This window comes from Streptomyces sp. NPDC093261 (genome assembly GCF_044753645.1).
Classification (GTDB): domain Bacteria; phylum Actinomycetota; class Actinomycetes; order Streptomycetales; family Streptomycetaceae; genus Streptomyces.
Map to the genome: position 1 here is coordinate 1 of NZ_JBIVNO010000013.1, position 25,210 is coordinate 25,210.

Sequence of the window (25,210 nt, forward strand, 5' to 3'; positions counted from 1 at the left end):
CATGTGCCGCAACCACTCCACCAGCCCCGCCGAGACGCCAACCGCCGGCCGAAAAGACCAGGCCAAAGCACGCATCGCAGGTGAAAACGACCTCTCAGGAGCCGTTCGTGACCGGCGCCAGCCAGATGCCGACGATCGCGTCGACCAGGCCGCTCGCGGCGTCGTACCAGGTGGCGCGAGGCGTGGACATACCCTCGGCCAGGGCGCGCTCGCGTTCGGCGGGCAGATGGAGTATCAGCTCCCGTGCCATGGCGCTGCGTTCGGCACGGATCTCGGGCGGCAGGTCGGGCAGGCAGCGGTGCAGTCCGTCGAGCACCTGCCGCAGCGACGGCGAGGAGAGGGACTCCTCGACCATGATCGCGTGCATCGCCGGGTCGGTCATCACCTGGGCGCAGAACCGCGCGTACCAGGTGGGGCTGCCCAGCGCCGCAAGGTGCTCGGGGAGGGGGCGCACCAGGCAGGACACCCAGTCGCGTACGTCCGGGGAGTCGCCGGTCTCGGCCAGCAGCCGCAGCCGGACGTCCTCGATGCGGGCGGCGTGTTTACGGACGATCGCACGGACCAGATCGGCCTTGGTGCCGAAGTGATAGCCCACCGCGGTGTTGTTGCCCTGGCCCGCGGCCTCGCTGACCTGGCGGTTGGACACCGCGTGCACCCCACGTTCGGCGAACAGCCGCTCCGCGGTGGTCAGGATCAGCTCCCGCGTCGCGCCGACCTGTTCCGCCCGTCCCGTCCTGCCGGCCATGGTCACCACCGCACGGGACTTCGCACGGTCCTCCGGCGGCCAGTCCCGCGAACGGCCGGAGGTCCTCGACCGGGGTGGCGAGGCCCACGGAAGCCTACGCAACGGCGGCGCCCGGAATTGCCGCGGCCGCGGCACCGGTACCTCGCTCAGCTCGGCTCCGCTCCGGAGGCGAGCGGCTGGGCGGGAGCGCTCCGGCGGGTATACAGCGATCACACCGAGCGGAAGGGACTGCTGGAGCGTTTCACCCAGGAGCAGCCGGCGCTCTTCCGCCGCTCCCGGCAGCACACCGCGCGGCGCGGCACGCAACTGCGGGCCGGGTACGAGGGCGGATACCGCGCTCCGCGCCTGAGGCTGCGCGCGGGCTGTCCGGTCGGTGCGACGCTCGCCGTCGCGAGCGTCCTGCCGGCCGTCGTGGCGGGGTGAGGCCGGGCCGGCACTCAGGCGGACGGCTGCCAGTCGGCCGGGCGCAGGATGGCGAGCAACTGCCGGACCAGTTCGTCCACGATCTCGTCGAGGGTCGCCTCCACCCAGCCGGCCCGCCAGTCGTGCAGCAGGCCGTTGACGCTGCCGATGAACGCCGTGGCCGCGATCCGGTAGTCGCGCGGCGCGGCCTCGCCGCGCCCGGCGGCCAGGGCGGCCTCGGCGCAGATGAACTCCACCCATCGGGAACGGCGTTCCAGCCGCTGTGCCTCCAACCGCGGGCTGACGCCGATGATCTCGACGAAAGTGATCCGGATCCGGCGCGGATCGGAGGTGACATTGGCCGCGTAGGCTCCGAAGACCGCGGCGGCGCGCTCGGCGAGCGGGAGGTCGCGGGCGTGCGCGAGGGCGGCGGCCGCGGCCTCCTCCGCCCAGTCGTTGACCTCGAGGTGCAGGGCGGCCAGCACATCCTCGAGGGTGTGGAACTGTTCGTAGAACTGGCGTGTCGACAGCCCCGCCGCCTCGCTCAGCGCCGCGACGGTGGTGCACCGGAAGCCGGGGCTGTCACCGAAGAGCTGGAGCGCGGCGTCCAGGAAGCGCCGGCGCCGCTCGGCCTGCCGTTCCTCGGCCGACTTGCCCCCGTACCGCCCCGTGGGCTGTCTGAGTCTGCCCGTCACGCACTCCCCCGCATCACTCGCTGATCTGTTCGCCTCTCGCTCAATTTTGTCGCGCACGGAGTCTTGTGAAGAGGGCGGCATCCTCCTTACTTTCCAGTAAGTCACTCTGAACGTGGACGTATTCAGAATCACCGAGCCCCGCACCACCCGGCCCCGCCGGGCATCGCACCCCTGACATTGCCATGCTCGCACCAAGTCCAGGTGGCCTTCGCCACTCTCCCTCGACGACAGGACCCCCACCATGCCTGCCTTCAGACCCCGGTATCTGCTCGCCCTGTCCGCTGCCCTCGCCCTGACCGCCGGCGGTACGGCGACGGCGGCCTCGGCACAGGACTCCTCCGCCGCGCTGCGCGAGGTGATGTTCGTCGGCAACAACTGGGACGGCACCGCCGACGTCATCAGGTCGAGCGGCGACTTCACGAAGATCGGCCGCGTCAATGTGATTCCCGACAAGGACGCGCGTATGGCGGAGATCAACGCCGATCCCATCAAGTGGATCTACTTCATGGCCATCCGCAACAGCGTCGGCGAGGGGCACGACCAATTCGTCGACGACATGTACTCCACGCCCGACGGCAGGTCGATGGTCGTCTCCCGGCCGAGCTTCGCCGACGTCGTGTCCATCGACCTGGCCACCGGGAAGATCAACTGGCGTTTCCCGGTCGCCGGTTACCGCGCCGACCACATGGCGGTCTCCCCCGACGGCACCCGGGTCGCGGTCTCCGCCTCCACCGCCGACAAGGTGCAGGTCCTCGACATCGATACGGGCAGGGAACTGGGCGAGTTCGCCACCGGCGACAAGCCGCACGAGAACATCTTCAGCAAGGACGGCAGGTACATCTGGAACATGGCCATCGGCGAGGTCAACACCTCGCTCGACGACCCGGCGTGGGACTGGACCAAGGGCGACCGTCACATCACGGTCGTGGACGCCCACACCTTCCAGCAAGTCAAGATCATCGACATGCGCAGCCGGCTCGACGCCATCGGGCTCAAGGACTTCTCCGACGCGGTACGTCCCGCCGTGTTCACCCCCGACGAGTCCAGGCTCTACTTCCAGGTGTCGTTCTTCAACGGCTTCCTGGAGTACGACGTGGCCGCCGACAAGATCACCCGGGTGAAGACCCTGCCGAAGAACCCGGCGACCAGCGAGGACCGTACGACCTGGGTCAACGACTCACGCCACCACGGCATCTCGATGAACCCGTCAGGCACCAAGCTGTGCGTCGCGGGGACGATGGACGACTACGCGACCGTCGTCGACCGCGCCACCCTCCAGGAGGGCCCGCTCATCATCGCCGCCAAGCCCTACTGGGCGACCGTGAGCGGCGACGGCAAGGACTGTGTCATCTCGGAAAGCGGCGCCGACCAGATCACCGCGATCGACTTCGCGACGGGCGAGAAGGTCGCCTCGGTCCCGGTAGGCGATCACCCGCAGCGGGTGCGTCTGGCCCATGTCCCGGCGGACTGGACGGGTCCCTCCGCCGGCTGATCTCCTTCGCCGCCCACGCCGACGGCTCCGTCCGCGCCGCGCTCAGCAGGGCCGCGGACGGGGCCGTCGCCCCGTTCGGACCAGCGCGTAGTGCACGGCCGCTGCGCCGGAGGCGGTCAGCGGCAGCCGCTTGCCGCCCGCGCCACCCGGTTCGTCCGCCACGGCGATCGGGGTCGACCCGGTGTACACGGGCGGCCCCGCGGTGGTGCCGAGGTCGGCCGCAGTTTCGCCGTGCGCACAACAATCAGCGGTGAGGCGGACGACGTCAACACCCCGGCGCCGTGGTGCGCGGCGGTAGTCGGTGCAGCCGTACGTCCCGGAGCGCGCCCTCGGCCACCGTCGCGGTCATGTAGGTGCAGTGGGGCTGGCGCCGGCGGTCGGTCGGGGAACCGGGGTTGAGCAGCCGCAGGCCGGTGTCCGTGATGGTGTCCCACGGGATGTGACTGTGTCCGAACACCAGCACGTCGAGGTCGGGAAAGCGCGCGGCGCAGCGGCGTTCGCGGCCCTGCGCGGGGCCGGTCTCGTGGACCACGCCGAGGCGCAGACCGTCGAGGTCGGCGCGGGCCGCCTCGGGCAGCCGGGCCCGCAGTTCGGGACCGTCGTTGTTGCCGTGGACGCCGATCAGCCGCGCGGAGCAGGCTTGAAGCAGATCGAGCGTGGCGAGGTCCACCCAGTCGCCTGCGTGGATCACGACGTCGGCACGCGGGAGTTCGGCGAGGAGCTGCGGGGGCAGTTCCCGGGCGCGCCGGGGAACATGGGTGTCGGACATGAGCAGCAGACGCACGATGTCAGAGTGTCACGACGGCACGGCCGGGGCGCGCCTTCGGCACCGGGGGCGCGTCGACGTCGCGCCGGTCGTCAGGTGCGTGCGCTCGTCGGCGGGTGTTCCAGGTGGAGGTCCGCCCACACCTGCTTGCCGCCGCTCACCGGGAGCGTCCCCCACTCCGCCGCCATGGCCTCGACGAGCAGGATGCCCCGGCCACCCGTGGCCTCCCATCCGATGCTCGTGGGCTTGACCGGCGAACGCGGTGAGGCGTCCGCGACCGCTACGCGCAGCCGGTGGTTGAGCACGGTGAGGTCGAGGCGCACCCGGCCGTCGGTGTGCACGAGCGCGTTGGTGACGAGTTCGGAGACGACGAGGAGCACGGTGTCGAGGTCCTCCCGCGCCACACCCCAGGTACGCAGGGTGCGCCGGGTGAAGCGGCGGGCGTGCCGGACCGCTTCAGGCACACGCCACACCGTCCAGGTCTCGCGCAGCGGGCGCACCGCCATGCCGTCGTAGCGGACGAGGAGGAGCGCCACGTCGTCACTTCGGTTGGCGTCGGCGAGCAGCGCGTCCGCGACGAACCCGAGGTGCCCGGGATCGGCGGCGGACAGTTCCCGGGCCAGCCGCGCCAGCCCGTCGTCGAGGCTGGTCTCGGCGGTCTCCACCAGCCCGTCCGTGGTGAGGGCGAGGATCGCGCCGGGCCCCAGCCGCAGCTGGGTCATCGGGTAGTCCGCCTGGTCGACGACGCCGAGGGGCGGTCCGCCCTCCGCCTCGACGATCTGCGTTCCGCCGTCCGGATGGCGCACCACCGGGGGGATGTGTCCGGCGCGGACGCACCAGGCCGTGCCCTCCTCCATGTCGACGTCGACATAGCAGCAGGTGGCGAAGAGGTCGGACTCCATCTCCACGAGGAGCCGGTTGGCGTGCGAGACGACGACGTCCGGGGGGTGGCCCTCGGCGGCGTACGCGCGCAGGGCGGTGCGCATCTGACCCATCAGGGCGGCGGCTCCGGCGTTGTGGCCCTGGACGTCGCCGATGACGAGGGCGGCGTGGTTGTCGGGCAGCGGGATCACGTCGTACCAGTCGCCGCCGAGTTCCAGGCCCGCGGTGGTGGGCAGATAGCGGCCCACGGCGTCGGCGCCGGGCAGCCGGGGCAGGCGGCGCGGAAGGAGGGCGCGCTGAAGCATGCCGATCAGTTCGTGTTCGGCGTCGAAGGCACGGGCGCGCACGAGCGCCTGTCCCGCGAGGCCCGCGGCGGCGGTGAGCAGGGCGCGCTCGTCGGGGGTGAAGTCGTGCGGGCTGTCCCAGCCGATGAGGCAGGCGCCGGCGGTGCGTCCGCCCGCGGGCAGCGGCAGGGCGACCAGGCCGCCGGGCCCCACCTCGGCGAGCGCGGGCTCCAGGTCCGTCCCGGCGGGCCAGATCCCCGCGCGGCCCTCCCGCAGCGCGGCGGCGAGGGTCGGCATGGCGCGTACGGGAGCGTCGGGCCACTCGGTGCGCCATTCGGTGCGCCACAGCTCGGGCCAGGCCTCCGGTTCGGGCGGGTCGAGAACGGTCACGACGAGCCGGTCGGACTCCAGCTCGGCCAGGGCGATACGGTCCGCCCGCAGCGGTGTGCGCAGGGCGGCGACCACGGCCCCGCTGACATCGCTGACGGTGCCCGCGGTGGCGAGCGCTGCGGCGAGGCGTTGGATGCGGGTGACATCGCTGACGGCGGGGCGCAGCTTCGAGGCGTCGGCGACCGTACCGACGAGCCGGGCCGGCCGGCCCTCCCCCGCCGGCAGCAGCCGCGCGCGCAACCGCAGCCATTTCGGTGCGCCGGAGGGCTGGAGGATACGGAACTCCAGCTCCCGGTCGCCGGCGGACAGACGGTCGGGTTCCACGACGGACATCAGGGCCGGCACGTCCTCCGGCACGGTCCGGGCGAGCAGGGTCTCCACCCGGCCGCCGAACTCGTCCGGATCGATGCCGAAGAGCTCCAGCACTTCGCCGTCGACCTCGACCCGGCCGCTGTCCACGGCGACACTGAACGAGCTGCCGACCGGTCGGACCGGGCCGGCCGAGCCCGGCGGGGGGCCCGCGACGGCCTCGGCGACGAGCTGGAGGCACTCGTGGTCCTCGGCGTCGAAGCCGTCCGGCTGGTCGGTGACGGCAGCCAGGCAGCCGCCGTCGCGCAGGGGCAGGATGCCCAGCCAGAAGTCCGGATCCGGCAGCCGGCCCGCGCCGGCACAGCGGCCGAGGTCCTCGGGGGCGAGCCACAGGGGCTGTCCGGCGCGGTGGGCGTCCGCCACGGGGGACTCCGCCGGAAGCGGATGGACGTCGCGCAGCCCGTACAGGGCCCTGGGCGCACCGACCGCCTCGGTCAGACGCAGCCCGTCACCGTCCTCGTGCGGGGCGTAGACGGCGGCGAGGGTCGCCCCCGTGAAGGCCAGGGCCTGTTCGAGGACGCGACGCAGCCGGTCGCACGGTTCGAGGTCCGCGGTGAGCGTCTTGAGGGCAAGTTCCGCACGCTGCGTTCTCGTTCTGCGTCCCGCAGCGCCTTCGCTCCCCACTCTGCAATTACAGCGCTTCCGCGACTTCGGCGCAGCCCCTCTGCGCGTGTCGGCGCAGCTCCTTGTGCGTGTCGTTGCCGTGGGGCCGCCGACGGGGCGCTGCCGGGGCACCGGTCGGCGGTGCGCTCCGGTTCCTGGGGGTGGCGGGGACACCCGGAAGCCGCCGCAGCGGCCCTACGGTGGTCGTATGAACGGCACGAACGCGCTCGGCGACTTCCTCAAGGCCCGACGGGCCCTGGTCAGACCCGAGGACGTGGGCCTGAGCGGCGGCGGACTGCGCCGGGTTCCCGGGCTGCGCCGCGAGGAGGTCGCGATGCTCGCCGGCATCAGTTCCGACTACTACCTGCGGCTGGAACAGGGCCGGGACCGCAATCCGTCCGTCCAGGTACTCAAGGCCCTCGCCCGGGTCCTGCACCTGGACACGGACACGACCGGGCATCTGATCGGTCTGGCCCGGCCCGGCCGGCCCGCCTCCCGCAGGCGGGGCGCCCGGCCCGAGCAGGTGCCGGTGGGCATCCGCCAGCTCATCGAAGGCTGGACGGGCAATCCGGCGTATGTGCAGAACAGGTTCACCGATGTCCTCGCGGTCAACTCCCTGGCCGCCGCCCTGTCGCCGAACTACGCGCCCGGCGTGAACCTGCTGCGGGCCGCGTTCCTCGACCCCACCGAGCGGGAACTGCGCCGTGACTGGGCGGAGGCGACCGCGGAGGGCGTGGCGAGTCTGCGCGCCCACGTGGGGTCCGAGGTCGACGACCCGCGGCTGGTGGAGCTGGTGGGCGAGCTGTCCCTGCGCAGCGAACGCTTCCGTCTGCTGTGGAGCCGCCATGAGGTGCGGCCCCGGCGCAGTCGTCTCAGCCGGCTCGCCCACCCCCAGGTCGGCGATCTGGAGCTGCACTCGAACAAGTTCGAGATCGGCGGTACGGACGGGATGACCCTCGTGGTCTTCCATCCCGAGCCGGGCAGCCGCAGCGCCGAACTCCTGGCGCTGCTGGGGAGTCTGCACGCGGGCGGCGGAGGCGGCTCGGACGACGTCGGCGGGCCGGCGCGCACCGGGCCCGCCGAGCGTGCCGAGGGGGGCGTGGACGCTGCCCGGGAGGAGCGTGCGGACCGGATCGCGCCGCGGGCCGGGCGGCGCTCCGGCCGCCGCGCCGCCGACGAGGGGTGACCACCGGGGACGCTCCCGGACCGGGCCACTTCGCGACCGCGAACACTCGTAGGCGGCCCCGGCAGACGACGAACGGTCCGGCCCTCCCGCCGGAGGGCCGGACCGCGACACACTGACTTGCGCACGTACCGACTTGCCGGGTCGTCGACTCAACCGACTTGCCTGCTCGACGGCTCAACCGAGTTGCCCGCTCGGCGGCTCAACCGAGTTGCCCGCTCGGCGGCTCCGCCGGCTTGCCTGCTCGCGACTCGGCGACTCAGTGGATCAGGGGCTCGTCAGCGAGGAACCGTCGGCCGCGCCGCCGCCCTGCGCCTGCCCGGACTGCTCGCTGCCGGACTGGTCGGCCGCGCCGCCCGCCTGCTGACCGGTGCCGCTCTGGTCACCGGCCCCGCTCTGGCCACCCGGGCTCGCGCTCTGGTCACCGGCCCCGCTCTGGCCACCCGGGCTCGCGCTCTGGTCCCCGGCCCCGCCCTGGCCACCCGGGCTCGCGCTCTGGTTGCCCGCGCCCGCCGCGCCACCCGCGCCGAGCGTCGCGCCGGTCGCCTTGAGCGCCGCGGTCACCGGCTGGAAGAAGGTCTCGCCGCCGGCGGTGCAATCACCGCTGCCGCCCGAGGTGAGACCGACCGCGCTGCCGTCCTGGGTGAACAGCGAGCCGCCGCTGTCGCCGGCCTCGGCGCAGACATTGGTCTGGATGAGCCCGGTGACGGTGTCGACGCCGCCCGGGACGGTCTCACTCTGGAAGTTGACGGTGGCATCGAGTCCGGTGACGGTTCCGTCATGCAGACCGGTGGTGCTGCCCATGCGGAAGACCTGCTGGCCCACCACCGCGTCCGCGGCCTGGTTGATCTGGACCGTCTGCCCGTTGCCCGCGTTGACCTCGCTCGGCGCCTGGGTGTTGGGGTCGTCGTACTTGACGAGGGAGAAGTCGCCGTTGCCGGGGAAGGTGGCCTGGTCGACGGTGGCGATCGGCTGCCCGTTCTGGGAGTCGGACCACTGCTTGGCCGCGACCCCGCAGTGGCCGGCCGTCAGGAAGGCCGGACTGCCGTCACTCGCGGTCACGTTGAAGCCGAGGGAGCAGCGGACGCCACCGCCGTTGGCCTGGGCGAAGATGGCGTCACCACCCGACACCAGCGTCTTGAAGGCGCCGCCGGACTTCCTGAGAGTCGCCATGCCCGAGCCGAGGCTCTTGACCGTCGACTCCACCTTGTCCCACTTGGCGCCGGTGACGGTGCTGTCGGCGGAGACCTGGATCTTGTTGGTCTTGGGGTCCACGGACCACGCGGTGCCGGGGACCGTGGCCTGCGCCTTGAGCGTCTTGGCGGCGGCCTGGAGCGCGGCGGTGCTGTTCTGCACCCGGTTGGGGATCGCGCCGGCCTTTCTGATGGTGTTGACGACATTGCTGTCGTTGCCGACCACGTTGATGACGACCTGCTTCTTGTCGGCGTTGTAGTACGCGCCCGCGAAGGCGTCACCCAGCTGAGCGGCGACCTGAGAGGCGAGGCCCGAGACATCGTCCGCCTTGAACGTCTTCGGGGTGGCGTCCGACGAACCCGTCTGGGAGGCGTTGGCGTTGGGCAGCAGAAGGGCCGCCGCTCCGAGCGCCGCCACGCTTCCCACCGCTATCGCGGCCTTGCGCTTGGGTATGCGTTTGTGACTCAACTCTTGACCTCCTGAGGGCGGGGGTGCGTTGCCGCCGTCCGGCATCCGATCGGGACCGTCCGGCAGCCGACTGGGGCGCCTGGATGCCTGTTGATACGCATGTGTCATGGGGGGTGTTCAACGGGTCGGGCAACTGGCCGAGTTGGCGTATGCGAAAGCGTGAGATAGGTGGCAAACGCGTCTGCCGGGGCCCTGGCGGGGGAAGGATTCACGCATGACGCCAGCCGAAGCCGACAAGATCCTCGCCGGCAACTTCGCCCCCTGGGTGCAGGACCTGGGACTCACCGTGGTCGAACTGGACGAGCGGCGAGCCGTGCTGCGGCTGCCCTGGTCCACCCGGCTCGCCCGGGAGGGCGGCGTGCTGTCGGGTCAGGCGCTGATGGCCGCGGCCGACACGGCGACGGTGATCGCGGTGTCGGCGGCGCGCAGCGGCTTCGTGCCCATGACGACCGTCCAGCAGTCCACCAGCTTCCAACGCGCGGTCGTGGACGCGGATGTGCTGGTGGAGGCGGTCCTCACCAAACTGGGCCGGCGTATGGCGTTCGCCGACATCACGATGACGGCGGGCGACACGGCGGAGATCACGGCGCGGGCGAGCACGGTGTACGCGCTGCCGGACCAGTCCTCCCGGGACCGGCCGCCGCAGGTTCCGTAGGCGAGCGACCACGGCGGAGGACGTGCTCGCCCGACCGCGGCGAGGCCCGTACGCGACCACTGCGGCGAGGCCCGTACGCGACCACTGCGGCAGGCACCGTACACACACGGTCCGCGACCGCCCGGTGACGTACAGCTCAACACAGGGAGCGGAATCCCGGCTTCAGGGAATCTGCACAACCACGTCACCATGGGCGACGGATCTGCACACTCTCAGGCCGGGGCCCGCGCCATTGGACCAGGAGTGTCCCATTCGGATTTCGCGCCGCAAGGGACCGGGGGCGCCGATGAGGCGCGGCATGTGAAGAAGTCGCCGACACACCGTGCGCACACCTGCACGGATCGCCCTGGCGGAACATCAATTGCCCTGGTGAGAGCGTTGATTGAGTGGAAGAGCCCTGCCCCGGCGTGCTTTGATCCGTTGCACCGCGGGTGCCTCCCCCACGGAGCCCGGTGACGGGTTCCCGGCGTCCGCGGGCGCGGCCGACCGTCTGTCCCCAGAGGGGGGCCGCTCTCCCCCTTGTGAATATCCATATGAAGGGAAGTTCCATCATGAACTCCACCCCCCAGGTTGAGACCGCCGAGATCTCGGACGCCGAGCTGGACGCCGTTTCCGGTGGTCTGCAGGTCAACGCCGTCGGCACGGCCACCGGCCTGGTGGACGGTGTTGCCCCGGTCTCCGGCCTGGTCGGCACGGCCGTCGGCACCGTCGAGGGTGTCACCGGCCTGAACACCGCCCCGGTCACCCAGCTGGTCGCCGGTCTCTGATCGCACCTTTGTGCCGTTGAGTCCCGGAACCGTCTCCCGGTTCCGGGGCTCTCGGATGCCCTAAATCTCTCAGGACAGGTGAGGGAAGGTTCCGTGCAGTTCCGCCAACAGGCCCTCGCCAAGCTGCAGTCGCCCGAAGAGCTGGACCTCCCGGTGCGCTTCGCCCGCCCCCAGGGGTGGCTCGTGCTCGCCGTGACGGTGGTCGCCATGGCCGCCGCGTCCGCGTGGGCCGTCACCGGCTCGGTTGCCTCCACGGTCAGCGCGCCGGCCGTCCTCACGCATGGAGAGGGCAGTTACGTCCTCCAGAGCCCCGTCGCCGGACAGGTCACCGCGGTCCTCGCGAAGGAGGGCGAACGGCTGCCCGCGAACGCGCCCGTGGTGAAGGTGCGGACGAGTCAGGGCGACTCCATGGTCCGCACGGTCGCCGCGGGCCGCGTCACCGCGCTCGCCGCCACCATCGGCCAGATCATCCAGACCGGGGCGAACGTCGCCGCGGTGGAGAAGGTCGCGCACGCCTCCGACCCGCTGTACGCGACGGTGTACGTGCCCGCCGAGAGCGCCGCCGCCATCCCCGCCGAGGCCTCCGTCGACCTCACCGTCCAGTCGGTGCCCACGCAGCGGTACGGGGTGCTGCGCGGTCATGTGAAGTCCGTGGACCGGGCGCCCCAGTCGGCGCAGCAGATCGCCTCGTTCCTGGGCGACGACCAGCTGGGTGAGCAGTTCACCAAGAAGGGCCGCCCGGTGGCCGTCCTGGTGCGGCTCGACACGTCCTCCCACACGAAGAGCGGGTACCGGTGGTCGTCGGTGGACGGCCCCCCGTTCGCCCTCACCTCCATGACCCTGGCCTCCGGCTCGATCCGCATGGCCGATCAGCGTCCCGTCGATTGGCTCCTGCCGTGACCGCTCCCTCGGACACCCTGCCCCCGGTACGGGGCAGACGCCGCGCCGCGCCGCCGAAGCGCACGGTGCCCAAGGGCCGGACGAAGACCGTCCGTACTCCCACCGTGTTGCAGATGGAGGCCGTGGAGTGCGGTGCCGCCTCCCTGGCCATGGTGCTCGGGCACTACGGCCGGCACATCCCGCTGGAGGAGCTGCGCATCGCGTGCGGTGTCTCCCGCGACGGCTCACGCGCCAGCAACCTCCTGAAGGCGGCCCGCAGTTACGGCCTGACGGCCAAGGGCATGCAGATGGACACGGCCGCGCTCGCCGAGGTGAAGGCACCCGCGATCCTGTTCTGGGAGTTCAACCACTACGTCGTCTACGACGGCATGGGGCGCCGCTTCGGCCGCCGGGGCGTGTATGTCAACGACCCCGGCAAGGGTCGCCGATTCGTGCCGATGGAGGACTTCGACACCAGCTTCACCGGGGTGGTGCTGGTGATGGAGCCGGGCGAGGGCTTCACCCGGGGCGGACGCAGGCCCGGCGTTCTGGGCGCCATGCCCGCCCGGCTGCGCGGCACCTCCGGCACGATGCCCGCCGCGATCCTCGCGAGCCTCCTGCTGGTGGCGGTCGGCGCCGCGCTGCCCGCGCTCAGCCGGACCTACATCGACATGTTCCTGATCGGCGGGCAGACCTCGCTGCTCGGGGTGCTGTTCGCCTCGATGGCCGCGTGCGTGCTGCTGACGATCGTGCTGACCTGGTTGCAGCAGGCGAACCTGCTGCGCGGCCGGATCATCTCCTCCACGCTCTCCAGCGCCCGCTTCCTGCGCCATCTGCTGCGCCTGCCGGTGACATTCTTCGCCCAGCGCAGCCCCGCCGACCTGGTGCAGCGCCTGCAGTCCAACGACGCGGTCGCCGAGACGCTGGCCCGCGACCTCGCGGCGGCGGGCGTGGACGCGGTCGTCGTCGTGCTCTACGCGGTGCTGCTGTACACGTACGACCCGCAGCTGACGTTCGTCGGCATCGGCGTCGCGCTGCTCAACGTGGTGGCGATGCGGGTGGTCGTCCGGCTGCGGGCGACGCGCACCGCGAAGCTGCGCGCGGACAGCGCCCGGCTCACCAACACCGCCTACACCGGGCTCCAGTTGATCGAGACGATGAAGGCGACCGGCGGCGAGGACGGCTACTTCCGCAAGTGGGCCGGGCAGCACGCCACCACGCTGGAGGAACAGCAGCGGCTCGGGGTGCCGAGCGCCTGGCTGGGCGTGGTCGCGCCGACGCTCGCCACGCTCAACAGCGCGCTGATCCTGTGGATCGGCGGCCTGCGGGCGGTCGAGGGGCATATCTCGGTCGGGCTGCTGGTCGCCTTCCAGGCCCTGGTGACCCGGTTCACCGCGCCGATCACCCGTCTCAACGGGGTCGCGGGCCGTATCCAGGACTTCGCCGCGGACGTGGCACGCCTGAAGGACGTGGAGAACTTCCAGGCGGACCCGCTCTACGGCCGCTCCGGACGCGGCGAGTCGACCCGCCGGCTGCACGGCCATGTCGAACTGGAGCGGATCACGTTCGGCTACAGCCCCCTGGACAAGCCGCTGCTGAACGGCTTCAGTCTGACGGTCGGCCCGGGGCAGCAGGTGGCGCTGGTCGGCGGTTCGGGCAGCGGCAAGTCGACGGTGTCACGGCTGATCTCGGGCCTGTACGCGCCATGGGAGGGCGAGATCCGCATCGACGGACGGCGCCTGGAGGACATTCCGCGCGGGGCGCTCGCCGCCTCGGTCTCCTTCGTCGACCAGGACGTCTTCCTCTTCGAGGGCACGGTGCGCGACAACGTGGCGCTGTGGGACCCCTCGATCCCGGACGACGCGGTGGTCGCGGCGCTCCGGGACGCGGCCCTGTACGACGTGGTGATGCGCCGCCCGGGCGGCATTCACAGCCGGGTGGAGCAGGACGGGCGGAACTTCTCCGGCGGGCAGCGCCAACGCCTGGAGATCGCACGGGCGTTGGTGCGCGATCCGAGCATCCTGGTTCTCGACGAGGTGACCAGCGCCCTGGACGCGGAGACCGAGCAGACCGTGATCGACAACCTGCGTAAGCGAGGCTGCGCCTGCGTGGTGATCGCGCACCGGCTCAGCACCGTACGCGACAGCGACGAGATCGTGGTGCTCCAGCACGGCACGATCGTGGAACGTGGGCGCCACGACGCCCTGGTGGCGGCCGGCGGTGCGTACGCCGAGCTGGTCAGGGAGCGATGAGATGACGGCGGTTCAGGAGGGCGACCTCGTCCTCAACGCGCTGGGCGCGATGGGATCCCCGGTCGACTGTTCGGGCCTGGGCCGGCTCGACCTGGAGGGCCCGCAGGTGCTGTGGCTGGTCGCGGCCGGCGCGCTGGACCTGTTCGCGGTGGACGCCGCCGCGCAGGGCCACTGGCACCACCTCGGCCGTCTCGAGGCGGGCTCGCTGCTACTCGGCCCGGTCGCGGGACCCCAGCACACCCTGGTCGCCCGCCCGGTGCGCGACTGCGCGGTGCGCCGCATCCAGCTACGCGAGCTGTACCAGCAGGTCGACACCCAGACCTGGTCGTACGACGAGTACGGCAACCCGCAGTACGTACCGCCGACGACGAGCCCGCTGGAGTACGCGCTCGCCCTGGGCGTCGGCCGGGGCCTCACGATCCTCTTCCAGGCGCCGATGGCGAGCGAACGGGCCGCCGAGATCACCGACGACGATGTGTTCTGGATGCAGGTGCCGCCGGGCAGCGTCCAGTACGGCTCTCTGTACGGGGCGCAGGCGGCGGCCGATCTGCTGATGGATCCCGCGGTCTGGCAGGGGATGGTGGACCAGCAGTACCGTCTGCTCGCCACCCTCGACCGGTGGATCGAGCAGGTGGAGCGCAGCCACGAGACCCGTACCGCGGCCGGTATCAAGGCGGGTGAGGCGGTCCGCGCCCAGGCCGACCGCACCCTGCTCGCCTCGATCGGCAGGGCGTCGGCCCGGCGCACGACGGCAGCCGACGCCGACGCCACCTACGCGGCCTGCGGACTGGTGGCGCGCGCGGCCGGGATCACACTGGCCGACCCCTCGGGGAGCGGCACCGAGAGCGACCGCCTCGATCCGGTCGAGCGCATCGCCGTCGCCTCCCGGGTCCGCACCCGGGCCGTACGGCTGGACGGACGCTGGTGGCGCGACGACGTGGGGCCGCTGGTGGGCCACCGAGCGCTGTCGGGCGCGCCGGTCGCGCTGCTGTGGCGGCGCGGCGGCTATGTCGCGGTCCAGCCCTCGTCGGGCCGCGAGACCCCCGTCGAGAAGGCGAACGCGGCGGAGTTCGAGCCGCGGGCCGTGATGTTCTACCGTCCGCTGCCGGACCAACGGCTCAGCCCCCTGCGGCTGTTGCGCTTCTGCATGCGCGCCACCCGGGGCGATCTGCTGGGACTGCTGCTCAGCGGTCTGGTGACCGTCGCCATCGGCGCGCTGGTGCCCATCGCCACCGGCAAGGTGCTCGGCGAGTATGTGCCCAAGGCCCAGGAGGGGCTGATCGTCCAGGTCTGCCTCGCCCTTATGGTGACCGGTGTGGTGGCGGCGGCGTTCATGCTGCTGGAGAACCTGAGCATTCTGCGCCTTGAGGGACGGATCGAGGCGACGCTCCAGCCGGCGGTCTGGGACCGTCTGCTGAGACTGCCGACGAAGTTCTTCGCGGAGCGCTCCACCGGTGAGCTGGCGAGCGCGGCCATGGGCATCAGCGCCATTCGCAGGCTGCTCGCCGGGGTCGGTCCGGTGGTCGCCCAGTCGGTGACGGTCGGTGTGATGAACCTGGGGCTGCTGCTGTGGTACAGCGTGCCCATGGCGCTGGCCGCGATCACCATGCTCGTCGTCATCGCCGCCGTCTTCCTGGGGCTCGGGCTCTGGCAGGTGCGCTGGCAGCGGCGACTGGTGCGGCTCGGCAACAAGCTGAACAACCAGGCCTTCCAGACCCTGCGCGGCCTGCCGAAGCTGCGGGTCGCGGCGGCCGAGAACTATGCCTACGCCGCCTGGGCCGGCGAGTTCGCGCGCAGCCGTGAGCTGCAGCAGAAGGTGGGCCGGATCAAGAACCTCACCACGGTGCTGGGCTCGGTGTATCTGCCGCTGTGCTCGCTGCTGCTGTTCATGCTGCTCGCGGGCCCGGCCAGGGGCGCCCTGTCGGCCGCCGACTTCCTCACCTTCAACACCTCGGTGACCATGCTGCTGACCTCGGTCACGCAGCTCACCGGTGCGTTCGTCTCCTTGGTGGCGGCGCTGCCGCTGTTCGAGGAGATCAGGCCGGTGCTGGACGCGACGCCGGAGGTGCGCACGGCGAGCACCCGGCCGGGTGTGCTGTCCGGCGCGATCGAGGCGCGCCGGCTCTCGTTCCGCTACGCCGACGACGGCCCCCTGGTCCTCGACGACGTGTCCTTCGCGGTGCGGCCGGGCGAGTTCGTGGCGATCGTGGGCCCGAGCGGCTGCGGCAAGTCGACGCTGCTGCGCCTGCTGATCGGCTTCGACAAGCCGGTCTCCGGCAGCGTCCTGTACGACGGGCAGGACCTCGCGGCGCTCGACCAGTCGGCGGTGCGCCGGCAGTGCGGGGTGGTGCTCCAGCACGCGCAGCCGTTCACCGGTTCCATCCTGGACGTCATCTGCGGCACCGAGCCGTACACGCCGGAGGAGGCGATGGCCGCGGCGGAGATGGCGGGACTGGCCGAGGACATCAAGCGGATGCCGATGGGCCTGCACACCATCGTCCAGGGCAGCGGCGCGATCTCCGGCGGACAGCGCCAGCGGCTGATGATCGCCCAGGCCCTGATCCGCCGCCCGCGCATCCTGTTCTTCGACGAGGCGACGAGCGCGCTGGACAACGAGACCCAGCGCAAGGTCATCGAGTCCACCCGTGCCCTGAACGCCACCCGGATCGTGATCGCCCACCGCCTGTCCACCGTGCTGGACGCGGACCGGGTCATCGTGATGGAGGACGGGAAAGTCGCCCAGCAGGGCCCGCCGGCCGAGCTGCTCGCTGACACCGGCGGGCGGCTGCACGAGCTGGTACGGCGTCAGATGGCGTAAGCGGTCAGGCAGCGGTCCCGGCGTGAGCGGTCGGGCGTCCGTGCCAGCGTCGGGCGGCGTGAGCGGTCAGGCGCTGGTCCCGGCGTCAGACGGCGTGAGCCGTCAGGCGCCGGTGCCGGGAACGGGCGCGCCCGAGGGGATCCCGGCCCGGATGTACCGCTCGTAGTACTCCTTCCAGGAGGCGGTCACCCCGGCATGCGGGCCTTCGAAGCGCTCGCCGCGGGCCCGGGCGTCCAGGGCCGCGAGGCAGACCTCCCAGCCGGCGCCGTTGCGGGCGGCGGTGTTCTGCTCCCCGAGGACGTTGGTGAGGGTGAAGCGGGTCCGTCCGCCCTCCAGTTCCTCCAGGTCGAAACGCAGTTCGTCGCCGCCCCAGGTGAAGGAGAGGTGCCGGGGCGCTTCGACGGCCACGACCCTGCCGGTGGGTTCCGGCATATGGGGGTCCCCGCTGAAGTGGACGGTGCCGCCGGGGCGCAGCTCGAACTCGGCGCGGGAGGGGAACCACCGGACGAGTTCGTCGGGGTCGGTGACCAGCCGCCAGACACGGTCGACCGGGTGGTCGTAGACCCGGCTGAAGCGGACGGCGGAGCGGCCGTCGTCGAGGGTGAGGTAGGTGCCGGTGAGGTCGGCGGCCATGCTGATCAGTCCTTCGCGAAGGGTTCGTCGGGGTCGTCCGAGGTCTCGTCGAGGCGCCGCCCCAGCGCGTCGAGGCTGCGGTTCCACAGCCTGCGGTAGGGGTCGAGCCAAGCGTCGAGTGCGGCGATCGGAGCCGGGTCGAGCGCGTACACCCGGCGCTGCGCGTCCTGTCGTACGCGCACCAGGCCCGCGTCGCGCAGCACCTTCAGATGCTTCGACGTGCTCGGCTGGCTGAGACCGCACGCCTCGACGATCTCACCGACGGGCCGCGGCCGCTCCAGGAGCAGCGCGACGATGGCCCGCCTGTGGGGGTCGGCGAGGGCGGACCACAAGGAGGTTTCGGACACCACCTGAATATGCCGTCACGGTTATATTCCTGTCAAGGCATACAAGCGCGCGGCGTAGACGAGCCCATCGAAACGTTGCCGTTTCGCGAGAAGCCGTCTAGCATACGATGTGTACGAAACAGTTTCGTTTACGAGCTGTCCTGCGAACGACGTCTCCGAACGCCTTTCCCTGGAGTGGTTCAGCCATGTCCCAGACGGTGAAGAACGGCATCCCGACGTACGCCGTGCAGACACCGCCGGCCTCGCCGAAGCGGTGGTGGATCCTCGCGGTCGTCGCGATCGCACAGCTGATGGTGGTGCTGGACGCCACGATCGTGAACATCGCCCTCCCGTCCGCCCAGGCGGACCTGGGCTTCTCCGACGCCAACCGGCAGTGGATCGTCACCGCGTACGCGCTGGCGTTCGCGTCCCTGCTGCTGCTCGGCGGGCGGATCGCGGACCTGTTCGGCCGCAAGACCGCCTTCCTCGTCGGGGTCGTCGGCTTCGCCGGGGCCTCCGCGCTCGGCGGTGCCGCCACCGGCTTCGGCATGCTGGTCACCGCCCGCGCCCTCCAGGGCGTCTTCGGCGCGCTGCTGGCACCGGCCGCCCTGTCGCTGCTGAACACCACGTTCACGGACGCCCGGGAGCGGGCGCGGGCGTTCAGCGTGTACGGCGCGATCGCCGGCGCGGGCGGCGCGGTCGGTCTGCTGCTGGGCGGGCTGCTGACCGACGCACTCGACTGGCGCTGGACGCTCTATGTGAACGTAGCCATCGCCGTCGTCGCCTTCGCGGGCGGCTGGACCCTGCTCGCCAACCACCGCGACGCCGCGAACTCCAAACTCGACGTGCCGGGCGCGGTCCTGGTCGCCGGCGGACTCTTCTCCCTCGTGTACGGCTTCTCCAACGCCGAGACGCACCCCTGGGGTTCGCCGCGGACCTGGGGCTTCCTCGTCGCGGGCGCCGTACTGCTCGCGATCTTCTCCTGGTGGCAGAACCGGGCCGCGCACCCGCTGCTGCCGCTGCGCGTCCTGCTGGACCGCAACCGCGCGGCCTCCTACCTCGCGGTGCTGATCACCGGCGCGGGCATGTTCGGCGTCTTCCTCTTCCTCACCTACTACCTTCAGCTCAACCTCGGCTTCAGTCCGACGAAGACCGGTGTGGCCTTCCTGCCGATGGTGGGCGCGCTGATGGTGACGGCACAGCTCGGCACGACGGTGCTGCTGCCGCGGATCGGTCCGAAGACCGTGATCGCACTGGGCTTCGCCGTGGCCACGGCCGGCATGGCCTGGCTCACGGGCATCGGGCTCGGCTCGCACTACCTGAGCGCGGTGCTGCCGCAACTGGTCGTGATCGGCGTGGGCCTCGGTCTGGTGATGCCCCCGGCCATGCAACTCGCCACCGGCGGGGTGGCGGCCGAGGACGCCGGGGTCGCCTCCGCGACGGTCAACGCGATGCAGCAGGTGGGGGGTTCCATCGGCACCGCCCTGCTGAACACCCTGGCCGCGAGCGCCGCCACCGACTATCTGGCCGGCAAGGACGCGACCAGCCGGCTGGTCCGGGCGCAGGCGACCATCGAGAGCTACACCACCGCCTTCGGGTGGTCGGCGGGCTTCTTCGCCGCCGGCGCGGTCATCGCGTTCCTGCTCTACCGCCGTGGCACCCGGCAGCCCTCCGTCGAGGGTGCCCCCGTCGTCCACATGTGATCAGTGCTCCGGAGCCGAGGGGCCGCCGTCCACGGGGAGACGGCGGCCCCTGCGCCCTCCGCACCACCGGGCGAGGAGGGCGGCGAGCCGTGCCGGCTGGACGATCTCACCGCGCGGTACGGCGGGCCGGTAGACGACGAGCGCCCGGTTCCGCTTGCCCAGCCGCAACGCCCCGGGGGCCGGGACGACTTCACCGTCGTAGGCACAGGTGTCCGTGCCCTTGAGGCCCTCGATCCGCACTTCACGCACCCGCTCGGCGACATACGCCGGGGAGTGTCCAAGGGCCCCGGCGAGCGCCGCGAGGGCCACCCGGGTACGCGCCAGCCGGTGGTCCCCGTCGATCAGCCGCAGATCGAGCAGCCCGTCGTCGAGGCGCGGACGGAAGGAGGGCGCGAAGCCGTCGGGCACATAACGGCCGTTGCCCGCGAAGAGCAGCCAGAGTCTGCGGGGCCGCCCGTCGATGCGCAGCTCGGCGGGCGTCGCAGTGCGCAGCACCCGGATGAGTGCCACGGTCGCCGCGGGCCATTTGCCCAGCCGCCGCTCCAGGCGTTCGCGCAGCCGGACCAGTTCCGGATAGAGGCCGATGGCGAAGGTGTTGAGGAACTCCACCGGAACCGCGCCCGGCTCCCGGTCCGCGTCCTTGTCCGTGTGCTTTTCCGTGTCCTTTTCCGTGTCCTTGTCCGTGTCCTTGTCCTTGTCCGCGTCCTCGGGAACGGCGATCCCGAGGTCCACGGCGACCGCCTCACCGCGCACGACCGCCGCCACCGTGTCCTCGACATGTGGGACGCCCACGTCGAGGGCGAAGTGGTTCAGGGTGCCGCCGGGGAACACCGCGAGGGGGAGGCCGTGCCGGGCGGCGGCCCGGGCCGCCGCGTTGACGGTTCCGTCGCCCCCGTGGACGCCCAGCGCGCCGCCCCGTGCGAGGGCCCGGTGGACCGCCCGGTCGAGCAGGGGCCCGAAGTCGTCGTCCGGTCCGCACTCCACGAGTTCCGCCCCCGGCAGGAGTTGCGTCAGGAGGTCGGTCGGCGGCAGCGGGGCGGCCGGGGGCCCGGCGCCGGCGCCGGTGTTGACGAAGACCACGAGCCCGTCTCCGCCGGGCAGGGCGGGCGCCGCGGCGGGCGGCCGCTCGCGCTCCGGATGCGCCTGGCGCGGCGGCCACCAGCGGCAGGTCAGCACCGCGGCGCCGACGCCGATCACCGTCCCGGCCAGCACGTCCCCCGGGTAGTGCACGCCCACGTAGACCCGCGAGAAGGCGACCGCGGCGGCCACGGGGGCGACCAGCGCGCCGTAGCGGGCGGATTCCAGGGCGACACCGGTGGCGAAGGCCGCGGCCGACGCGGAGTGACCGGAGGGGAAGGAGGTGGTGCGCGGCTGTCGCGTCAGGTGCCGGATCCGCGGCACGGGGTCCAGCAGCGGTCTCGGGCGCCGGGCGGACCACTTGACGACGGTGTTCACGGTCAGCGAGGCGAGGACGAGCGAACCGGCGCCGCGCAGGGCGGCGCGCCGGCCGGTGTGGCCGCCGAGCGTCGCGAGCCCGGCCGCCGTGCCCAGCCACAGCCGGCCGTGGTCCGCCGAGCGGCTCAGCCGGGTGAGCGCGGGGTCGGCGCCCGGCAGACGGGCGGTGGCGACCCGGATGAACAGCCGCTGGTCCAGTTCGCCGAGGAAGCGCATGCTCCACGGCTACCCGCATGTGCCGACGACGGCATCCGGGGCGCACCCGACCGGCGCGGTCGCTGCTCCGACCGGTGGACACCGGCCGTTCGCCGCGCACCCCGGCCGGAGGCGTACGGCGGACGGGGCCGCTCCCCGTATGGCGCGGCCCCGCCGCTCCGGGGCGGCTACTCCCCCGCGTACGCCTCCTCCAGGGCCGCGATGTCCAGCTTGGACATCGTCATCATCAGCTGGGTGGTGCGGGCCGCCCTGGCCGCGTCCGGGTCGCTGATCAGGTCGATCAGCCGGGCCGGTACGACCTGCCAGGACAGGCCGTACCGGTCCTTGAGCCAGCCGCAGGGGCCGGGCTCGCCGCCGCCCTCCATGAGCCGGTTCCAGTAGTGGTCCACCTCGTCCTGGTCGTCGCAGAAGATCTGGAAGGAGACGGCCTCGTTGAACGTGAACTGGGGGCCGCCGTTCAGGGCGACGAACTTCTGGCCGTTGGCCACGAACTCGACGGCCATGACGGAGCCGGCCGGGCCGGGGCCCGCGTCGGTGTAGCGGCCGACGCGGCCGAGCCGGGAGTTCTTGAAGACGGACACATAGAAATCGGCCGCTTCCTCGGCCTGGCCGTCGAACCAGAGACAGGTGGTGAATCCGTCGGTGGGCATCGGTACCTCCTCGGGTGGGGACGTCATCACCCCGGTAGACCGATCCCCGGGCCCCCACTCATCGGTGGCGAGGCGGCGACTTTTCCCGGCCATGTCCTCGGGGGGGCGGCCTCCGCGGCCGGGGCTACGATCCGCCACCATGACCGCCCCTGAGGACGCATCGTCCCCCCAGCCGTTCCGCATCGACGTCCCGCAGAGCGACCTCGACGACCTGCACGACCGCCTCGACCGTACCCGCTGGCCCGACGCACTGCCGGATGTGGGGTGGGCGTACGGGGTCCCCCTCGACTATCTCCGCGAACTCGTGCGGTACTGGCGCCACGACTACGACTGGCGCTCGGCGGAGGCTCGGTTGAACGAGTGGCCGCAGTTCACCACGGAGATCGACGGGGCACGGATCCACTTCGCGCACATCCGGTCCCCCGAGCCGGATGCCACGCCGCTGCTCCTCACCCACGGCTGGCCGGGATCGATCGTGGAGTTCCTCGACGTGGTCGGGCCGCTCACCGACCCGGCCGCCCACGGAGGCGACCCCGCCGACGCCTTCCATGTCGTGGTGCCGGCCCTGCCCGGCTACGGCTTCTCCGGCCCCACCCGGGACACCGGCTGGGAGCCGGGCCGTATCGCAGACGCATGGGCCGAGCTGATGGCCCGGCTCGGCTACCGGCGGTTCGGCGCACAGGGCGGCGACTGGGGCGCGGCGGTCTCCCGGGAGCTGGGCCGTGCCCACCCCGACCGGGTGATCGGTGTCCATCTGAACCTGTTGCCGGGTGCGCAGCAGGCCACCGAGCCGACCCCCGAGGAGCTGGCCGCGCTGAGCCCGCACGAGCGGGAGCGCACCCTCACCTCCTGGCGCCGGTGGGCCGAGTGGCAGCGGGAGGGCACCGGATACGCGATCCTGCACTCCACCCGGCCGCAGACGCTCGCCTACGCCCTCACGGACTCGCCCGTCGGCCAGCTCGCCTGGGTCGTGGAGAAGTTCAGGGAGTGGACGGACTCGCGGGAGCTGCCCGAGGAGGCCGTCCACCGGGACCGGCTGCTCACCAACGTGATGCTGTACTGGCTGACCGGCACCGCCGGTTCGGCGGCCCGGATCTACTACGAGCGGGCGCATGCCGCACGTCGTGCCGCCGCGCCGTCCGAGCCGTCGACCGCGCCGACCGCGGTCGCCGTCTTCCCGGCCGAACTCCAGGTTCCGCTGCGGCACCGGGCGGAGCGGACCGAGAACATCGTGCGCTGGACGGAGTTCGACCGGGGCGGCCACTTCGCGGCGATGGAGGAGCCCGACCTGCTGGTGGACGACGTCCGGGCCTTCTTCCGGCAACTGCGCGAGCAGGGCTGAGCCCGTCGCTCTGCCCTCGGCGAATCTGCGGCGGGCAGAGAAACGGGATCCGCCCCTCGCCGGGGGCCGACAGTGGAGTCGACGGCGTCCGTGCCACGACAAGGAGACCCGATGACTCCACCTACCATGTTCTCCCCCCGCGCGGAGGAGGGTGACACCCCGTCCACCCGGTTCGACGACCATCTCGCCGCACAACTGCTCGCCCAGCGCATCGTCCTGCTGGGCACGCAGGTCGACGAGGTGTCGGCCAACCGGGTGTGCGCGCAACTGCTCCTGCTGTCGGCGGAGGACCCCCGCACCGACATCGGCCTGTACATCAACAGCCCCGGCGGGTCCGTCACCGCCGGTCTCGCGATCTACGACACCATGCGGCTGATCCCCAACGACGTGTCGACGCTGGCGATGGGCTTCGCCGCCAGCATGGGCCAGTTCCTGCTCACCGTGGGAACGCGCGGCAAGCGGTTCGCCCTGCCGAACGCGCGGATCATGATGCACCAGCCGTCGGCGGGCATCGGCGGCACCACGGCGGACATCGAGATTCAGGCGGAGAACCTCGAGTACACCAAGAAGGCCATCGAGCGCATCACCGCCGAGCACACCGGGCAGAGCGAGGAGACCATCGCACGCGACGGCGACCGCGACCGCTGGTTCACGGCCGAGCAGGCCCGGCAGTACGGAATGGTGGACCGGGTCGTGGAGTCGCTCGCCGACGTCCGTCCGACCGCCGCGCGCCGGCGGATGGGGCTGTGACATGGGGTCGTACACGGTTCCCTACGTCGTGGAGCGGACCGCGCAGGGCGAGCGGTCCTACGACGTCTTCAGCCGGCTGCTCGCCGAGCGGATCGTCTTCCTCGGCACCGAGATCGACGACGGCGTCGCCAATGTCGTCATCGCGCAGCTCCTTCATCTGGAGTCCGCGAACCCGGAGCAGGAGATCTCCGTCTACATCAACTCGCCGGGCGGGTCGTTCACCTCACTGATGGCGATCTACGACACGATGACGTTCGTACGGGCCCCCATCTCCACCTTCTGCGTCGGGCAGGCGGCCTCGACGGCGGCGGTGCTGCTGGCCGGCGGCGACCCCGGCCGTCGGTTCGTGCTCCGGCACGCCCGTGTGCTGCTCGGCCAGCCCGCGACCGGCGGACAGCGGGGAACGGTCTCGGACCTGAGTCTCCAGGCCAAGGAGATGGTGCGCGTCCGCTCCCAGGTGGAGGAGGTCCTCGCCCGGCACACGCACCACGAGGTGGCGACGCTGCGGGCCGACATGGACCGGGACAAGGTCTTCACCGCGGAGGAGGCCGTCGCCTACGGGCTCGCGGACGAAGTCCTCAGCCGGCGGGGCCCGTCCGGGTGACCCGCCGGGCCGGGAGCCGGACGTCCCCCGAGGAGGTCAGGCGACGAGGCACAGCCCGTCGTACCGATCGCCGTGGCGCGCCGTCGGCGATGTACGGCCCCGGCCCGACGGGTTCCGGGCCCCTCGCGCCAACTCGTCCTGGGCTAGCGAGAGCAGGTCGGTGAGGCCGAGTCCGAGCGCCCGGGCCGCGGCCGCGAGGACCTCGGAGGACGCCTCCTTGCGGCCGCGCTCCAGCTCGGACAGATAGGGCATCGAGATCCGGGCCGCCTCCGCGACGTCCTTGAGCGTACGCTCCTGGGCGAGCCGCTCCCGCCGCAGTATCTCCCCCACGAGGTCTCGCCACAGGGGCTCCTTGGGCCCGGCCGTCCGCGGCGCCGCTCCCGGCTGCCGCGGAGTGCCGGGCGCCTCGCCGGTGCGGGGCGGCGCGCTCTGCCCGCGGAGCGGGATGACGCGGGCTTCGTTCGTCGCATGAGGGCTCACCCCCTCAGCCTAGGGACCCCGGGCGCGGCGGGAAGGGGGCGGCGTTCCGCCCTGGGTGAACCCCCCGCCGCGGGACGGCACAAGAGCGCCGAACCGTTCCGAGGTCACCGCCGCGCGACCGACGCCACCCATCCGGACGATCCCACTCACATGAGATGCCGACTTCGGGGTAGACGCGTTGACACACGCGTGGACATCGCCAAGAGG

The 25,210-nt window shown here is 72.0% G+C and carries 22 protein-coding genes; 12 read left to right on the forward strand and 10 right to left on the reverse strand.

The window, feature by feature from the left end; genetic code table 11:
* Positions 1–94: 94 nt before the first annotated feature.
* Positions 95–745: a TetR/AcrR family transcriptional regulator gene (locus tag ACIP94_RS25020; protein ID WP_402429718.1), complete on the reverse strand. Its 651-nt coding sequence runs from the start codon at positions 743–745 to the stop codon at positions 95–97.
* Between the two features lie 117 nt (positions 746–862).
* Between ACIP94_RS25020 and ACIP94_RS25025 the strand changes: the two genes are divergently transcribed.
* Complete coding sequence (locus tag ACIP94_RS25025; RefSeq protein WP_402429721.1) at positions 863–1,168, forward strand: hypothetical protein; 306 nt, start codon at positions 863–865, stop codon at positions 1,166–1,168.
* A 14-nt stretch (positions 1,169–1,182) separates the two neighbouring features.
* Here ACIP94_RS25025 and ACIP94_RS25030 read toward each other — a convergent pair whose 3' ends face one another.
* On the reverse strand, positions 1,183–1,842 hold the full coding sequence (locus ACIP94_RS25030; RefSeq protein ID WP_402429723.1) for a TetR/AcrR family transcriptional regulator: 660 nt from the start codon (positions 1,840–1,842) through the stop codon (positions 1,183–1,185).
* Between the two features lie 241 nt (positions 1,843–2,083).
* Between ACIP94_RS25030 and ACIP94_RS25035 the strand changes: the two genes are divergently transcribed.
* Positions 2,084–3,334 carry a YncE family protein gene (locus ACIP94_RS25035; protein WP_402429726.1) on the forward strand — a complete coding sequence of 417 codons (1,251 nt, stop codon included), beginning with the start codon at positions 2,084–2,086 and terminating at the stop codon, positions 3,332–3,334.
* Between the two features lie 265 nt (positions 3,335–3,599).
* Here the strand turns inward: ACIP94_RS25035 and ACIP94_RS25040 are convergent, their stop codons facing one another.
* Together ACIP94_RS25040 and ACIP94_RS25045 are read right to left on the reverse strand one after the other, a co-directional pair.
* On the reverse strand, positions 3,600–4,118 hold the full coding sequence (locus ACIP94_RS25040; RefSeq protein ID WP_402429729.1) for a metallophosphoesterase family protein: 519 nt from the start codon (positions 4,116–4,118) through the stop codon (positions 3,600–3,602).
* 74 nt (positions 4,119–4,192) lie between these two features.
* Entirely contained in the window at positions 4,193–6,649 is a 2,457-nt protein-coding gene (locus ACIP94_RS25045; protein ID WP_402429731.1) for a SpoIIE family protein phosphatase, read from the reverse strand.
* A gap of 187 nt (positions 6,650–6,836) precedes the next feature.
* Here ACIP94_RS25045 and ACIP94_RS25050 point away from each other — a divergent pair, with 187 nt between their 5' ends.
* Positions 6,837–7,814: a helix-turn-helix domain-containing protein gene (locus ACIP94_RS25050; protein ID WP_402429734.1), complete on the forward strand. Its 978-nt coding sequence runs from the start codon at positions 6,837–6,839 to the stop codon at positions 7,812–7,814.
* A gap of 264 nt (positions 7,815–8,078) precedes the next feature.
* Here the strand turns inward: ACIP94_RS25050 and ACIP94_RS25055 are convergent, their stop codons facing one another.
* On the reverse strand, positions 8,079–9,473 hold the full coding sequence (locus ACIP94_RS25055; RefSeq protein WP_402429736.1) for a S1 family peptidase: 1,395 nt from the start codon (positions 9,471–9,473) through the stop codon (positions 8,079–8,081).
* A 214-nt stretch (positions 9,474–9,687) separates the two neighbouring features.
* Between ACIP94_RS25055 and ACIP94_RS25060 the strand changes: the two genes are divergently transcribed.
* From ACIP94_RS25060 to ACIP94_RS25080, 5 genes are all read left to right on the forward strand, one after another.
* Entirely contained in the window at positions 9,688–10,128 is a 441-nt protein-coding gene (locus ACIP94_RS25060) for a PaaI family thioesterase (RefSeq protein WP_402429739.1), read from the forward strand.
* A gap of 551 nt (positions 10,129–10,679) precedes the next feature.
* Positions 10,680–10,895 carry a type A2 lantipeptide gene (locus ACIP94_RS25065; RefSeq protein ID WP_402429742.1) on the forward strand — a complete coding sequence of 72 codons (216 nt, stop codon included), beginning with the start codon at positions 10,680–10,682 and terminating at the stop codon, positions 10,893–10,895.
* A gap of 93 nt (positions 10,896–10,988) precedes the next feature.
* Positions 10,989–11,795, forward strand: coding sequence for an HlyD family efflux transporter periplasmic adaptor subunit (locus ACIP94_RS25070; RefSeq protein WP_402429744.1), 807 nt, complete (start codon positions 10,989–10,991; stop codon positions 11,793–11,795).
* The gene (locus tag ACIP94_RS25075; RefSeq protein WP_402429747.1) at positions 11,792–14,026 is read left to right on the forward strand and encodes an NHLP family bacteriocin export ABC transporter peptidase/permease/ATPase subunit; all 2,235 of its coding nucleotides are present in this window, start codon (positions 11,792–11,794) and stop codon (positions 14,024–14,026) included. The genes ACIP94_RS25070 and ACIP94_RS25075 overlap by 4 nt, the downstream gene beginning before the upstream one ends.
* A gap of 1 nt (position 14,027) precedes the next feature.
* The gene (locus ACIP94_RS25080) at positions 14,028–16,844 is read left to right on the forward strand and encodes an NHLP bacteriocin export ABC transporter permease/ATPase subunit (protein ID WP_402429751.1); all 2,817 of its coding nucleotides are present in this window, start codon (positions 14,028–14,030) and stop codon (positions 16,842–16,844) included.
* Positions 16,845–16,946: 102 nt separating this feature from the next.
* Here the strand turns inward: ACIP94_RS25080 and ACIP94_RS25085 are convergent, their stop codons facing one another.
* Both ACIP94_RS25085 and ACIP94_RS25090 read right to left on the reverse strand, forming a co-directional pair.
* Positions 16,947–17,477, reverse strand: coding sequence for an SRPBCC family protein (locus tag ACIP94_RS25085; RefSeq protein WP_402429754.1), 531 nt, complete (start codon positions 17,475–17,477; stop codon positions 16,947–16,949).
* Positions 17,478–17,482: 5 nt separating this feature from the next.
* Complete coding sequence (locus ACIP94_RS25090) at positions 17,483–17,824, reverse strand: ArsR/SmtB family transcription factor (RefSeq protein ID WP_402429757.1); 342 nt, start codon at positions 17,822–17,824, stop codon at positions 17,483–17,485.
* A gap of 185 nt (positions 17,825–18,009) precedes the next feature.
* Between ACIP94_RS25090 and ACIP94_RS25095 the strand changes: the two genes are divergently transcribed.
* Positions 18,010–19,506, forward strand: coding sequence for an MFS transporter (locus tag ACIP94_RS25095; RefSeq protein ID WP_402429760.1), 1,497 nt, complete (start codon positions 18,010–18,012; stop codon positions 19,504–19,506).
* On the opposite strand, the gene ACIP94_RS25100 is transcribed toward ACIP94_RS25095, so the two are convergent.
* Entirely contained in the window at positions 19,507–21,177 is a 1,671-nt protein-coding gene (locus ACIP94_RS25100; protein ID WP_402429762.1) for a bifunctional phosphatase PAP2/diacylglycerol kinase family protein, read from the reverse strand.
* Between the two features lie 167 nt (positions 21,178–21,344).
* Positions 21,345–21,827 (reverse strand): VOC family protein, encoded by a 483-nt coding sequence (locus ACIP94_RS25105; RefSeq protein ID WP_402429765.1) that lies wholly within the window; start codon positions 21,825–21,827, stop codon positions 21,345–21,347.
* 139 nt (positions 21,828–21,966) lie between these two features.
* Between ACIP94_RS25105 and ACIP94_RS25110 the strand changes: the two genes are divergently transcribed.
* The 3 genes from ACIP94_RS25110 (at position 21,967) to ACIP94_RS25120 (ending at position 24,523) form a co-directional block, all read left to right on the forward strand.
* Positions 21,967–23,169, forward strand: coding sequence for an epoxide hydrolase family protein (locus ACIP94_RS25110; RefSeq protein WP_402429768.1), 1,203 nt, complete (start codon positions 21,967–21,969; stop codon positions 23,167–23,169).
* Between the two features lie 111 nt (positions 23,170–23,280).
* On the forward strand, positions 23,281–23,919 hold the full coding sequence (locus ACIP94_RS25115; protein ID WP_402429771.1) for an ATP-dependent Clp protease proteolytic subunit: 639 nt from the start codon (positions 23,281–23,283) through the stop codon (positions 23,917–23,919).
* A gap of 1 nt (position 23,920) precedes the next feature.
* Positions 23,921–24,523: a ClpP family protease gene (locus ACIP94_RS25120; RefSeq protein ID WP_402429774.1), complete on the forward strand. Its 603-nt coding sequence runs from the start codon at positions 23,921–23,923 to the stop codon at positions 24,521–24,523.
* Positions 24,524–24,559: 36 nt separating this feature from the next.
* Here the strand turns inward: ACIP94_RS25120 and ACIP94_RS25125 are convergent, their stop codons facing one another.
* Positions 24,560–25,003, reverse strand: coding sequence for a helix-turn-helix domain-containing protein (locus ACIP94_RS25125; RefSeq protein WP_402429777.1), 444 nt, complete (start codon positions 25,001–25,003; stop codon positions 24,560–24,562).
* Positions 25,004–25,210 lie beyond the last annotated feature (207 nt).